The 13,898-nt window shown below is 45.3% G+C and carries 14 protein-coding genes; 2 read left to right on the forward strand and 12 right to left on the reverse strand.

From position 1 onward, the window contains the following. Positions 1-22: 22 nt before the first annotated feature. From A8O14_RS08165 to ccmA, 11 genes are read right to left on the reverse strand one after another with little or no spacing between them, the layout of a single operon-like run. On the reverse strand, positions 23-979 hold the full coding sequence (locus A8O14_RS08165; protein WP_068949779.1) for a Bug family tripartite tricarboxylate transporter substrate binding protein: 957 nt from the start codon (positions 977-979) through the stop codon (positions 23-25). A 23-nt stretch (positions 980-1,002) separates the two neighbouring features. Further along, on the reverse strand, positions 1,003-2,307 hold the full coding sequence (locus tag A8O14_RS08170; RefSeq protein WP_068949059.1) for a TAXI family TRAP transporter solute-binding subunit: 1,305 nt from the start codon (positions 2,305-2,307) through the stop codon (positions 1,003-1,005). Positions 2,308-2,353: 46 nt separating this feature from the next. Further along, positions 2,354-3,556, reverse strand: coding sequence for a c-type cytochrome biogenesis protein CcmI (gene ccmI, locus A8O14_RS08175; RefSeq protein ID WP_068949781.1), 1,203 nt, complete (start codon positions 3,554-3,556; stop codon positions 2,354-2,356). Next, positions 3,549-4,034: a cytochrome c-type biogenesis protein gene (locus A8O14_RS08180; protein WP_068949060.1), complete on the reverse strand. Its 486-nt coding sequence runs from the start codon at positions 4,032-4,034 to the stop codon at positions 3,549-3,551. Before A8O14_RS08180 ends, ccmI begins: the two co-directional genes overlap by 8 nt. Beyond that, entirely contained in the window at positions 4,031-4,561 is a 531-nt protein-coding gene (locus tag A8O14_RS08185; protein WP_068949061.1) for a DsbE family thiol:disulfide interchange protein, read from the reverse strand. Before A8O14_RS08185 ends, A8O14_RS08180 begins: the two co-directional genes overlap by 4 nt. After that, the gene (locus A8O14_RS08190) at positions 4,558-6,477 is read right to left on the reverse strand and encodes a heme lyase CcmF/NrfE family subunit (RefSeq protein WP_068949062.1); all 1,920 of its coding nucleotides are present in this window, start codon (positions 6,475-6,477) and stop codon (positions 4,558-4,560) included. The genes A8O14_RS08185 and A8O14_RS08190 overlap by 4 nt, the downstream gene beginning before the upstream one ends. Continuing rightward, positions 6,474-6,908, reverse strand: coding sequence for a cytochrome c maturation protein CcmE (gene ccmE, locus A8O14_RS08195; RefSeq protein ID WP_068949063.1), 435 nt, complete (start codon positions 6,906-6,908; stop codon positions 6,474-6,476). Before ccmE ends, A8O14_RS08190 begins: the two co-directional genes overlap by 4 nt. Further along, positions 6,905-7,093, reverse strand: a complete 189-nt coding sequence (ccmD, locus tag A8O14_RS08200) for a heme exporter protein CcmD (RefSeq protein ID WP_068949064.1) — start codon at positions 7,091-7,093, stop codon at positions 6,905-6,907. Before ccmD ends, ccmE begins: the two co-directional genes overlap by 4 nt. Beyond that, a complete protein-coding gene (gene ccmC, locus A8O14_RS08205) occupies positions 7,093-7,863 on the reverse strand; it encodes a heme ABC transporter permease CcmC (RefSeq protein ID WP_068949065.1) in 771 nt (256 codons plus the stop codon). Before ccmC ends, ccmD begins: the two co-directional genes overlap by 1 nt. Further along, the gene (ccmB, locus tag A8O14_RS08210; RefSeq protein ID WP_068949066.1) at positions 7,860-8,525 is read right to left on the reverse strand and encodes a heme exporter protein CcmB; all 666 of its coding nucleotides are present in this window, start codon (positions 8,523-8,525) and stop codon (positions 7,860-7,862) included. The genes ccmC and ccmB overlap by 4 nt, the downstream gene beginning before the upstream one ends. Then, positions 8,522-9,184, reverse strand: a complete 663-nt coding sequence (ccmA, locus tag A8O14_RS08215; protein ID WP_228385058.1) for a cytochrome c biogenesis heme-transporting ATPase CcmA — start codon at positions 9,182-9,184, stop codon at positions 8,522-8,524. Before ccmA ends, ccmB begins: the two co-directional genes overlap by 4 nt. 196 nt (positions 9,185-9,380) lie before the next feature. Between ccmA and A8O14_RS11630 the strand changes: the two genes are divergently transcribed. Together A8O14_RS11630 and A8O14_RS08230 are read left to right on the forward strand one after the other, a co-directional pair. Continuing rightward, positions 9,381-10,738, forward strand: a protein-coding gene (locus A8O14_RS11630) for an IS3 family transposase (RefSeq protein ID WP_099092309.1) whose coding sequence is annotated in 2 segments (ribosomal slippage) — positions 9,381-9,846 and positions 9,846-10,738 — 1,359 coding nt in all. Because the reading frame shifts where the segments join, the coding sequence is not laid out codon by codon here. Positions 10,739-10,812: 74 nt separating this feature from the next. After that, positions 10,813-12,270 carry an alkaline phosphatase gene (locus A8O14_RS08230; protein WP_068949069.1) on the forward strand — a complete coding sequence of 486 codons (1,458 nt, stop codon included), beginning with the start codon at positions 10,813-10,815 and terminating at the stop codon, positions 12,268-12,270. A 98-nt stretch (positions 12,271-12,368) separates the two neighbouring features. Here the strand turns inward: A8O14_RS08230 and A8O14_RS08235 are convergent, their stop codons facing one another. Beyond that, the gene (locus A8O14_RS08235) at positions 12,369-13,532 is read right to left on the reverse strand and encodes an IS30 family transposase (RefSeq protein WP_068949070.1); all 1,164 of its coding nucleotides are present in this window, start codon (positions 13,530-13,532) and stop codon (positions 12,369-12,371) included. Positions 13,533-13,898: the final 366 nt, after the last annotated feature.

Here is a 13,898-nt window from a genome sequence, read left to right on the forward strand (position 1 = left end):
TAGGGCAATAGGCTACAAGTCATTAATCCAGCTGCGCACCTGATGCCTTCACAATTTTTACCCACTTTGCGAGCTCATCCTTCAGCAGGGCACCTAATTTAGCTGGCAGTACTGGGCTCAAGTCCAAGCCTTGTGCGATCAATTTTTCTCGCACATCTGGTTTAGCCAGAGTCTTATCCATTGCCGCCTGAATCTTCTTAACAGCATCAGAAGAAGTGCCTATAGGTGCAAATAAGGCTACCCATACTTCACCCACACAATCGGGATAGGTTTCCGCAATCGTTGGAATTTCAGGGGCAGCACTAGAGCGCTTGGCTGAGCTTATTGCAATTGCTTGCAGCTTTCCAGCTTTAATGTAATTTAAGGCTGATGGCAAACTCGCAAAAGCGAGGGGGACTTGGCCACCTAATACGTCATTAATTGCGGGTGCCACTCCTTTGTAGGGAATGTGCTGCATATCCACCCCTGCGCTAGTATTGAGCATCGCACCAAGAAGGTGGCTAATCGTTCCGTTACCAGCAGATGCATACGAAAGCTCGCCTGGCTTTTTCTTTGCCGCGGCAATTACATCAGCAAGGGTTTTATAGGGTGAGCCTGGGGGTGACACCAAAACATAGGGTGTGGCACCAATGTAATAAAGAGGAACAAAGTCATTGATCGGGTCAAATCCAGGATTTTTGTATAAGGCTGGATTAATCGCTTGCGCACTATTAATCGTCAGAAGCAATGTGTAACCATCCTTTGCTGAACGCGCAACGCTTTGTGTGCCAATATTGCCACCAGCACCTGGCCTATTCTCCACCACGACTGAAGCACCGATGGCATCACCAAAAGCAGGTGCAATCAAGCGAGCGACAATATCATTGGTGCCCCCTGCAGCCTGGGGCACCACCAATGCAATTGGCTTATTGGGATAAGACTGCGCATGTGCGCCTATAGAAAACAAAAGCGAAAATAGCAACCCTACTATTGTTGTCATTTTTTTATACATTTTGTCTCTACCTAAGGATACAGATGCTTTAAACGTGCACGCACATCTCCTACATGCCCCTTGAGATCATATAACTCTTTGGAATCCATCATGGATACCTTGATATTGTTAACACGCCTTTCGATTGCTTCGAGATCTTTCAAGTTTTTTTCTTTCAAAACTGGATTAAAGGCGTTCTTATCAAGCTCCCTTAGCTCTGTATAGACTTGCGCAAGCTTAAGGCGTAATAAAAAGTTTTTAGCTGACGGAATATAAGTGAAGAGAGGAATAAAAATCACTAACAACGGAATCACGATCTTCACAAAACGTCCAACCCAGACTGCTGTCCAGAAAGGAAGGTGGCGATGCAAGAAAGATGGGCCATCCTTCAAATAAATCTCAGCATCCACGTGTAATGGGAAATCCATACCGATACTTGATGGGAACTCCCCGGGCTTTTGTAATCGGGAATACGACTTCAGAATGTCATAAGAGGCGCTTAACAATAAAGAAATCATCGCGGGACTTACATTGTCTTGCGTCACCAATGTAGCGGTAGGTGCAATCACTTGAATATCTTGGCGCGGAAGATCATGCTCAATACTTAAGAGGCCCCGAGGGACGTTCACTTTTGATAGGTAGGGCATGTTACGGGTATAAGCATCTGCTTGATCAAAGCTCATCAAACGAATACCAGGGATTTTGTAAAACTTTTCTAGAACGGGGGCTTCTGCAGCAGCCACAATAAATGCAGCATCTAAATCTCCGCTATTGAGCTTAGCGAGTGCTTCATCCGGCTTTAATCTTTCCGTATGAATTTCATTTTCAGCAATGCCGCTCATTTTCAATAAGGCGGTGCTTAGTGCTAGAGTTCCACTCCCTTCGTTACCAATGGCAACACGCTTACCTTTAAGTTGCCCCAAAACCGATAGTTTTCCACTCTCGCTTTTAAATGCAGGCTCGCGGTACCAAACCCAAACTGGCTCATAAAACATTCCTGCGATTGAAACCAAATTGGGATATTTGGTGACATCGGCAACACCGCCTTGGATCATCGCAAATTTCACACCCGACTTGGGATCATTGAGTAAGGCTAAGTTATCGATGGTTCCACCGGTAGCTTTTACTTCTAGATTGACGCCATCAGTTGTAACCTCCTTCTTGAGGCGTTCGCCAAACTGGTAATAAAGACCAGTTGGAAAACCGGTAGCCATTTCTATTGCTTTAGGTGGCGGGGGTACCAAAATCCATAAGACGGCAAATATAGAGATCAGCAATACGCAAAAGCCAATAGCAATCGCAAATGGGTTGTATAGGTATTTTTTTAGAGAATTCATAAGACCTCTATGGTTTATTGCTAGCCATCAAAGCTATGCAATTAATTTACTGCCGAACTTGATCAACTAATAACTTCACCTGGTTTGATCCGACTTTAACGGTTTGAACCGCTGAGATCAAATCTCCAGTCTCAGCCTTAGCCATTCCGGTTTTGGAAATTCTAACTTCAATAGAAACTTCAGCCAGTTTTGAGATTGGGGCACTAGGATTCATAGCTTGCGCATCAGTCAAAGCAAAGTTCATTGGAAATTGGGTTACAGGCACTTTCAAAACAGCTACTGGCATACGCTCACCAGGTTGGCGTGCAATCACCATCACGACATCACCCGACTTCACTTTAGCTTTCAACTCCAGTGAGAGCTCAATCTTGCCACTGACGCCCTTCCCGCTCGCAACTGCAGTATTGGTAGCGTCATTAGTATTAGCCAAACCACCCTTAGACCGGGCCTCAGCAATCGAGCCCTCAATTGCACGGACCTCCTCTGAGCCTGGAGGTAGCTGTTTTGCAAGCTTTTGCCAGGTTTGCACTGCCGCTTTGTAGTTGCCACCGCTAAATGATGCCGATCCTGATAGCCAAAGTGCTAACAAATTATTGGGATCTAGTTTTAATGACTGATTAATTAATTGCAATGGCTTACCAGCAAAGCTTCCATTGGCGGTTGCGATCAAAGTATCGGCATACTCTGCCAGTAATTCAGGATCATTACTAATAAAGCTACCTGCACGACCATAGGCCTTTGCAGCGTCTTCATTACGCCCTAAGATGCGATAGGATCGACCCAGCATTGCCCAGCCCTTGAGATTGTCGGGATCTTTTTCCATCTTGAGAGCAAAGTCAGCAACCATCTTTTCAACGCTGGCTTGGGTCATTGGCCGCTGCTCACTATTTTGAGCTACCCGCACCACATCGCCCAAGAAAAGATATAAGCCAGAAGAAATGAGCACGACAAAGACACAAAGACTAATCACGACTTTTTTAGTTGAACCCATTACCGCCTTGTCGTCCTCTTCATTAGTATCCTGAAAAAGACGTTGACGCATTTCAGCATGACTCATTTCATACTCTTGAATATCGATGGCTCCAGCATCACGCTCTGCCGCCAATTTCTCGAGCTCTTCACGATAAATGGCTGCATTCATTTGGCGACGAGAGGTACCCTCATTCTTGCCAGAGAAGATAAATGGTCGTAAGACTAACAATAAAACTAACACTAGCAATAAGAATGCGGGAATAAAAAAACTAGCCATGAATTCCATCCCGATCATTTTTTCCAAGCGCATTTAACAAGTCATCAATTTTTTGATTATCTTCTGCTGTCAATGTCTTATTGGATGTAAGCGTATTACGACGGCGCAGATAAGCCAGCAAAAATGCAATCCCAATCACTAGAATCACAAATGGGCCAATCCACAACAACCAAGTAATGGGTTTCACTGGTGGGCGATACAAGACAAAGTCACCATAGCGCTCAACCATAAAGGAACGAATTTGATCATCGCTCTTGCCCTCTTTAATAAGAGTACGAATTTCCCTGCGAAGATCGTTTGCTAAATCAGAGCGCGAACCAGCTAAAGATTCGTTTTGACACACTAAGCAACGCATTTCTTCAGAAATACTAATCAGACGTTGCTCTGTTACGGGGTCATCGGCCAATGGCGCAGCATCATTTGCATAAGCAGCGTGCAAACATAAAGAAGATGCAATTGCCAAAAAGAAGTACTTCATGATTTTTTGAGCTCAGCCAACAATGGGTAGATTTTTTGATTCAGGATTTCTAAAGTGATTGGGCCAATATGCTTAAACCGAATGATTCCTGATTGATCAATCACATAAGTTTCCGGTACACCATACACTCCATAATTAATGCCGACTCGACCATCAGCATCAAATGCCGAAAGCAAATAAGGATTCCCTTGTCTTTCTAGCATCGCTAGCGCATCTTCACGCTTATCTTTGTAATCAAGCCCTATTAACGGTGCCTGGCCTGACTTACCCAGCTCAACTAATACGGGGTGCTCTTCCCGACAAGCTACACACCACGAAGCCCAAACATTGAGGATCCAAACTTGACCCTTCATGCTGGCAGGAGAAAAGGTTTTATTGACATGCGCCAACTGCGCAATCTCAAATGCAGGTGCAGGCTTATTAATTAATGGGGACGGCACTTCATGCGGATCACGATTGAGGCCAACAGCCAAAAAGCCGACGAGCACAACAAACAGCAATAGGGGAATCAGAAATTTGGCTTTCATGATGCAGCCTTCCTTAGCTTCATCCGATAGCGTTTATCGGAGATTGCTAAGACACCACCCAGGGCCATTAACAAACAACCTCCCCAGATCCAATCGACGAATGGCTTGTAATAGACCCTGACAGCCCAAGCTTTATCGTTTAACTCCTCACCCAGAGATACATAAATGTCTCTTGTTAAGCCGACATCAATTGCAGCCTCGGTCATTGGCATTGTTGAAGAAAAATAACTACGCTTTTCTGGGTAGAGGGTTGCTTGAGCATTGCCATTCTTAGTTAATAAGAAAGTGCCACGCATAGCTTGGTAATTTGGACCAAGCGCTTTATCAACCCCCAGTAACTGAATTTGATAACCCCCTACGGTTACCGTTTCACCGGCCAACATGCGCACATCTTTTTCTTCTTGGTATGCACCAACCATCGTCACGCCAATCACAAAGATGGCAATGCCTAGGTGAGCGAGCTGCATACCAATAAAAGATCGTGTAGGTTTGCCCAATCTTGCCTGTCGAATAATTTGCAAGCATCCAGATGAAATAACCCAGAATGCGAGCAAGAAACCCAGTCCAGCAAGCCAAGTAAATTGCCCCATGATTAACGGAATTACTACGCCCGCCAATACCGCTACTAGGCCAGCAAGCCATAAACGCTTAATGACGATGATCAAATCGGTATTCTTCCAGCTAGTCCATGGCCCAATTCCCATAAGTACCAAGAGTGGAATCATGATCGGCACAAAAACACTATTGAAATAAGGAGGGCCAACGGAAATTTTTCCAAGATGCATGGCATCTATTAGTAGAGGGTAGAGTGTACCCAACAATACCGATCCAGCAGAAACCACTAAGAACACATTGCCGAGCAAAATAAATGTTTCTCTAGAACTCAAACTAAATTTACCGCCCAGAGTATTTTTAGGGGCACGCCAAGCATATAAGGCTAATGAAGAGCCAACAACCAGAGATAAGAAAATCAGAATAAAGATGCCGCGTCTTGGATCGGTTGCAAAGGCGTGCACTGAGGTCAACACACCAGAGCGTACTAAGAATGTTCCCAAGAGCGAAAGTGAGAAAGTAGTAATTGCCAGAAGCACTGTCCAGCTCTTAAAGCCGCCACGCTTTTCTGTTACCGCCAAAGAATGCAATAGCGCTGTGCCAACCAACCAAGGGATAAAGGATGCGTTTTCAACTGGATCCCAGAACCACCAACCACCCCAACCTAACTCGTAATAGGCCCACCAAGAACCCAATGCAATGCCAAGTGTCAGAAATACCCATGCAGCGGTTGTCCAAGGGCGTGACCAGCGAGCCCAGGCGGCATCCAATCTTCCCGATAGCAGTGAAGCAATCGCAAATGCGAATGCTACAGAGAAACCAACATAGCCCATATACAACATCGGCGGATGAAATACTAAGCCTGGATCTTGCAATAAGGGATTGAGTGATCGACCATCTTGGGCGGCTGGTAATAAACGTTCAAACGGGTTGGATGTTGTTAATACAAAGAGCAATAAACCACTTGTTACCAAGCCCAGTACACCAATCACTCTCGCAACCATAAACTCGTCTAAAGCTTTAGATAGTTGGGCCACCAAAATAGTCCAGGTGCTTAACAAGAAGATCCACAGCAATAAAGAACCTTCATGACCACCCCATACTGCGCCCAAGCGATAGACGACGGGCAATTGCGAATTGGAATGTTCAGCAACATAGAGCACAGAAAAATCATTGACATAAAAGCTCCACGCCAAGATGACAAATGCAATCGCAAGCAGCAAAAAGGTGGTTTGAGCTGCAGGTCTTGCAAGCACTAAAAATTCGCGGCGGCCATAATGCGCACCCACTAGCGGTAAGACCCCTTGGATTAAGGCAAGACAAAGAGCCAAAATCAGTGCGTAATGCCCAAACTCAGGAATCATTTATTACTTCCATTTTTTTGAGCCTGATCTAATGCATGCTTTGCTTCTGGGGGCATATAGTTTTCATCGTGCTTAGCCAATACTTCGCTTGCCACAAATTCTCCATTAGTATTCAATCTTCCTTGAATCACTGCGCCCTTACCTTCTTTAAATAAATCCGGCAGGATGCCTGTATAGGAAACAGAAATATCCTTTACAAGATCAGTAATCACAAAGTGAACTGTTAAACCATCGCGTTTTAGAGAGCCATCCTTCACCATACCGCCAATTCGGAAGGCCTGACCTTGCGGTGCTTTACCAGCTGCCACCTCACTTGGTGTTACATAGAGTGCGATGTTGCTATTCAGTGCATTCAAAATTAATAATGCAGCGATACCGATGACTGCTAAGGCAGCAACAATAATTAATGCACGCTTATGTCTAGGCTTCACTTACTACCTTCGTTATCAAACTGCGCAGCCAAACACTCTTGCTTGAGCCTGCGCAAAATCGATTTATTGCGAGCTCGCACACTAATTGGCTCCAACAATAAAATAGCTGCACAAACACCAAAACTACTCCACACATAGAGTGCGTAGCCACCCATTGCAAAAAAATCTGCTGGACTATTCCACATCAGTTTTTCACCTCATCTAATTGTCTCACCCAATCCGTATGGGCCTCACGCTCCAAAATAATGGCGCGTACTCGCATTAAACCCACTGCAATGGTGTACATCCAGAAGCACAAAGCCATTAATAACATTCCTAGCAACATGGTCTGCGCCATCGCCGGTGCTTTAGTGAGAGATACGGAAGCCCCCTGATGTAAGGTATTCCACCACTTCACTGAGAAATAAATAATCGGCACGTTGACTACACCCACTAAGGCCAAAATTGCACCCGCTTTATCCGCTCTGCGCGCATTGTCAATTGAGGCTTGCAGGGCAATAAAACCCAAATACAGGAACAACAAGATCAACTCAGAAGTTAAGCGAGCATCCCATACCCACCAAGCGCCCCACATGGGCTTACCCCAAAATGCCCCAGTCCATAAAGACAGAAATGCCATCCATGCACCAATCGGGGCTAAAGCTTGTGCCATCATTGCTGATAAACGGGTGTTGAAAATTAAGCCTAGACCAGCCCAAGCTGCCATCACCAAGTAAATAAACATCGACATCCATGATGCAGGCACATGAATGAAAATGATTCGATAACCTTGGCCCTGGACAGCGTCCACTGGAGCAACAAAGAAGCTTACCCAAAGACCTGCCACACCAAAGATTGCAGTCAATACCCAGAAAAACGGGATGAGCTTTCCCGCTACCGGATAAAAGGTACTGGGGCTCGACAACTTAAACCAGTTGACTAAGCGGGACTTTGAAAAATTATTAATATCTGTCATTCAATCGCTATCTTTAGGGCTGCAGCACTAACCCAAGGTACAAATGCTAAAGCCAAAACTAATAAAGCGCCGAGCAAGGAAAAATGTCCTGAGCTATCTAACCCAACGCTATTGGCATATACCGCACCAGCACCAAAAATGAGGACCGGAATATACAGAGGCAAGATCAACAAACTGATCAATACACTACCGCCCCTTACCCCAAGGGTAAGTGCCGCGCCAATGGAGCCCAAGAGAGACATCACAGGCGTACCTAATAATAGAGTTCCCATCAATACATACAAGGAGCTCAGATCTAAATCAAACTGAATACCAATGATTGGCGCCAAAATTACCAATGGCAGCCCGCACACAATCCAGTGTGCAATTATTTTTCCTGCGACTAATAAAACCATCGGCTGAGATGACAAAGCCATTTGCTCTAATGCACCATCAGCATAATCAGCAGCAAACATCCTGTGCAAACCTAACAAAGTAGATAACAAAGCGGCTACCCAAATGACGCCAGGTGCAATCTTCCGAAGAAGCGCAGCGTCAGCACCAATGCCCAGAGGAAATAAGCTAGTTACCACCACAAAGAAAAACAGCGCTGTGAGTACTTCACTCTTGCGACGCATAACCAAGAGTAAGTCACGATGAACCATGGCAAATAAGGCGCTCATAAGTCCAGCACCTTTACCTTAGATAGGTTAACGGCCTGGTGGCTGGTCAATACCAGCAGGCCTCCAGAAGCTAGATGCTCAGCAATCAATTTTTCTAACTCAGCAACCGCATGAATGTCTAGAGCATTAAATGGCTCATCCAAAATCCATAAGCGTGCCCCACGAGTTAACATTCTCGCCATTAATACACGACGCTTTTGACCTGCAGACAAGCAATGTACGGGCAAGTTTTCACGTCCACGCAAACCAAAACGAGCTAAGGCAGCTAATGCTTTTTCAAGGGGAAGCTGAACATCATCGAGAGCAGCATACATTTGCAGATTTTCTAAAGCAGTCAACTCTTCCTTAAGTGCGTCACGATGACCCAAAAACAAGAGTTCACGATGGAAAACGCTAGGCTCAGAAGCGATAGATTGAGAATTCCACAGCACCTCACCAGACTCTGCCTTTGCCAATCCTGTTAAGAGTCGCAATAAGCTAGTCTTGCCAACACCGTTCTCACCTCGAACATGCAGGCAATCACCAGAACCAACCCGCAGGCTCAAGTCAGTAAATAATTTTCTATCACCCCGCACACAGGTCAAAGCACGGGCCTCGAGCACTTGGCTAGATGGGCTGGAAGTTGGGGAAAGATGGGCTGTCATGAAGGGTTTTGGCATGAATCAAACCGCCAAACGCATTGTCCAAGAGCCCCTCAGGACTGTCAAACATACAGAAAGGGATTTTTAAGAATAATCTCTTTTAATTCAATTGCTTAGAGAATTATAAACTGAGTCCCCCATCCAATAAAAAACCACCCGAATGAACTGACCCCCAAAAGTTGGACATCAAGTCCAACCAAGGGGGTTTTGTTTTATGAGCAAATACAGTAAGCAGTTCAAACTAAAGGTAGTTAAGGAGTTTTTAAAGTCTGGTGGCCTCAAGCGGGTTGCCCATCTATTTAAGATTAGTCATGCTCAGGTCCGTAATTGGATTTTAGCCCATCGGCTCCATGGCATTGCTGGGCTTAACCCAAAGCCTGTGCGCCATACTGCGTCGTTCAAAATGCAAGTCCTGCAATACATCGACTTGTACCAAGTCTCCCTTCATTACGCAGCTGCCCACTTCAATATCCCTTCTCCAAGCACGGTTTGGATGTGGCAAAAACTCTACAATGAAGGTGGTATTGCAGCCTTGCAATCCAAACCCAAGGGACGACCGCCCATGCCAAAACAAAGTGAGATTGCAGCGCTACTAGCTAGGCCATCTTCTGAGCTGACACATGACGAGTTACTGCGCAAAGCGCAGTATTTAGAAGTGGAGAACGCTTATCTAAAAAAGTTAGAGGCCTTAGCCCAGCAAAAGCACTTGGCAAGCAAGAACAAGTCCAAGTGATTGCTGAGTTAAGGCGGAGTTATCCACTACAAGTGATCTTGACAGTAGTTGGAATACCTAGGAGTGTGTATTACTACTGGGTTAATGCCAGCTTTAAACCAGATCCTTATCTCGACACCAAGATGCAGATCAAGACCATCTTCCATGCCCATAAAGGTCGCTATGGCTATCGCCGGGTGCAGACAGCGCTTAGCTCCCAGAGCTGCTACCTCAATCACAAGACCGTACAAAAACTGATGGCTCAGCTGGGGATCAAGTCGACTGTCAGACCTAAACGCTATCAGTCTTACAAGGGAGCCCTTGGTAAGGTGGCCCCCAATTTACTAGAGCGTAACTTTGGAGCAAGTAGGCCTAATCAGAAGTGGGTAACTGATGTCACGGAGTTCAATATAAAGGGTGAGAAGGTCTACCTCTCACCAATCTTAGATCTGTATAACCAAGAGATCATCTCTTATACGATCACAGATCGTCCTCAGATCAGCATGGTGATGCAAATGCTCCAACAGGCTTTTAAGCAACTAAAACCAAAAGATAAACCCATGCTGCACTCAGACCAGGGCTGGCAATATCAGATGGGGTTTTATCAGGAGGCTTTAAAAGAACAAGGCCTTACCCAAAGCATGTCCAGAAAAGGCAATTGCTTAGATAATGCCGTCATGGAAAACTGGTTTGGGATCATGAAAAGCGAGTTCTTCTACCAAGAGAAGTTTGAGACGATCGAATCATTTAAGCAGGGGCTACATGAATATATCCACTACTACAACCATGATCGAATCAAACAAAAACTAAAGGGATTAAGTCCGGTGCAATACCGAACTCAATCCCTTCTGGTAACCTAACTAAACTGTCCAACTTTTGGGGGTCAGTTCATTCGGGTGGTTTTTTTCATTCAAGGCCGGGGTATAGTTGCGTTATGACTAAATTAAAAACGCTCATTTATGCTTGTCTTTTTATATGTGGAATTGCCATTTCCAATTTCGCACTTGCCCAATTTAACTATGGACATAGTGCGTCAACTTCGGATGCAGTCCCGAAAAATATCATTATTTTATTTGCAGATGGCACGACCAGTAGTCAATACGAATTTGGTCGTTATTCCAGTGCGCTACTGCGACAACAACCATTTGCCGTAACTGATGTCGTAATGGCAAAGGGGCAGTATCAGTTGATGAAAACAGAATCAGCAAATTATTTTGTAACTGATTCGGCCGCCGCTGCATCTGCCATGTCTACTGGCTATAAAGTAAATAATGGCGCCATCTCAATCACTCCAGACGGCAGTACACCGCCCACAATAATGAGGGTGGCCAAAGATAAGGGAAAGAGAATTGGACTGCTCAGTACTGCGCCAATCTATGATGCCAGTCCTGCGGCTTTTAGTGTTCATTCCAAATCCAGGCAAGACAATGAATTAATCGTGAATCAGTATTTAGAGTTAGCCCCAGATGTCTTGATGGGCGGAGGCTCAAACTATTTTCTGCCAAGCACACTTGCTGGTGGAAAACGTCAAGACGGCAAGAATGTGATTGAAGCCTTTCAAGCAAAAGGTTACCAATATATCAATACCCCAGAACAGCTCAATCAAATCAAATCATCTAAGCTTTTGGGGCTATTTGCCGAGGAAGATTTGGATTATGAAATTGATCGGAACCCACAAGAGACGCCGACTTTATCGCAGATGTTGACGGGGGCACTCCAAGCCCTTAATCAGGACTCTATGAAGAGTCATAACAAGGGATTTGTATTGTTTGTCGAAAATGAAAATACAGATTCTGCAGGCCACCAAAATGATGTTGCTGCTTTAATGCGAGATCTTTGGGCCTTTGATGATGCTGTAAAGGTCGCGCTAGAGTTTCAGAAACGTAATCCAGATACCTTGGTGATCGTTACTGGTGATCATGAGACGGGTGGCTTTTCTCCTACTTATGGACGTAAAAATCTGGGACCCGCAGGAAGTGCAAACTATTTGAATGTGAATATCGAGCAGCTCAAGCTAATCGAACGCTTTACGATGTCGCTCAATGAGTTTTCACAAAAATTTAAAGCCAAGGCAAAGCAAACAACCAGCAGCTCTGACTTGAATGCCTATTTGAATGTTTTATTACAAGATAATTTTCCTGGCCTTGCTTTAGATGATGACTTGCGGGAAAAAATTCTAAGCCAAGGGCAGTTGAATCCTAGTTCAAATTACTTGCCGTCTAACATCCTTGCTTTAGCAATTGCAAGGCAAACTGGCTTTTATTGGGGGAGCTCTGGTCATACCCCAACGCCTATTACCGTTGCTGCCATTGGCCCAGGGGCACAACTGTTCAAGGGGTTTGATGACAATACTGCTTTTGCGGTAAAGCTGCGGCGATTAATAGGCCCATAGCGGCCCCATAGCATCCAGCCTTTTGTGTCCCGAGCTGCCAAGAAGTACCAACCATCTCCTAGCAGTTTTTCTTTGAATGTCTTCTTTGGGTCTTGGATTCAACCGGTCAACGCAACAGATTGGGCAAAACGTTCTGCCGGTGTTTGATAGTTTAGTGTCTTTCTAGGGCGCTCATTCAGTTTCCTGGCTATGGCATTGAGCTTAGCCTGTGAGTAATTAGCCAGACTCATTCCTTTAGGGAAGTATTGTCTTAATAACCCATTGGTATTTTCATTCAAGCCTCGTTGCCAAGGATGCTGGGGATCACAAAAGTACACCTGAACATCCGTGGCTAAGGTAAAGCGTTTGTGCTCAGACATCTCTTTACCTCGATCCCACGTTAAGGATTTATATAGCTCGTCTGGTAATTTTCTCGCATGCTTAATGAGGGCATTGACGACTGTTTGACTATCTTTACGGGCAACTTTCACTAGCATCACATAGCGAGTCTGGCGCTCAACGAGAGTGGCGATCTGACTATTAGCATCCCCATATAAAAGATCGCCTTCCCAATGACCTGGCACTGCACGATCTTCTGCTTCAGCTGGCCGCTCTCTAATAGATATAGCACCCTTGATACTACCCAGAGCTTGATCTTTAAGCGTGTGATGACGTGAGCGGCGCATGATCCGAGTGCGTCGTAAGTGCGCCACGAGCTCTTTCTTTAAGGCTCCACGGGCTTGGATAAAGAGGCTGCGATAAATCGTCTCGTGTGACACCTGATAGCTTTTCTCATCTGGATACGTTTGCTTTAACCATCCGGCAATCTGTTGTGGCGACCACTGCAAGAGCTGCAGCTTGTCTGTCACGATACTTGCCAAGGGCTTGTTTAAGACCAGTTTACAAGTCTTGGGGCGAAGTGCTCGATCCCAAGCAGAACCATCGGCTCCAGCTGATCGGTAGTCTTTGGTACCACCATTGCGCTTTACCTCCCGACTGATCGTAGAGGGTGATCTACCTAAAAGCTGTGCGATAGAGCGAAGGGATTGTCCAGTTGCTAGGCCGCGGGAGATCTCTTCTCGCTCAGCTAAAGTTAGCGATAGAGCTGATCGAGATCTCTCTGGTGGTTTGATGCCACCACTTTCGGCCAAAATACGCTGGATAGAAGAGTGGCCCCGATCAAATAACTGCGCTATCTGATGAAGGTTATCGCCTTTTTGCCAGCGTTCCCACATTAAAGCCTTCTGGGTGGCCGTGTAATAGATTCGGGATCGTTGTTTCATGTGCAACACTCCTTTTGCTTACGCAGTTTGTAGTGTGTTGCGTTGACCGGTTGAATTCAAGGTCGTTAGCTGCCTCTCGCTATAAAAGCGTTACTTTAAGTAACGCTCACTCACCCAAAAGTACTTTGGAGCAACGAAGTACTAGATGGTTGCTCCAAAATTCTTGTGGTTTTCGAAACCAAAGAGTGAGAGACCGCTCCTTTTAAATCCATGAATTTGCTTACACATTTGCTTACACACCGACACTGAACACCCGCAGAGCCCCTGTTTATATAGGTCTATCTTGGGTGTCTGCTCTCATAAGAAAGAAGCCCTAGGGGTCTTGTAACAAAGACCTCAATAGATTCAAGAGGTTAGTGGTGAATT

This window comes from Polynucleobacter wuianus, from assembly GCF_001659725.1.
GTDB classification, from domain to species: Bacteria; Pseudomonadota; Gammaproteobacteria; order Burkholderiales; family Burkholderiaceae; genus Polynucleobacter; species Polynucleobacter wuianus.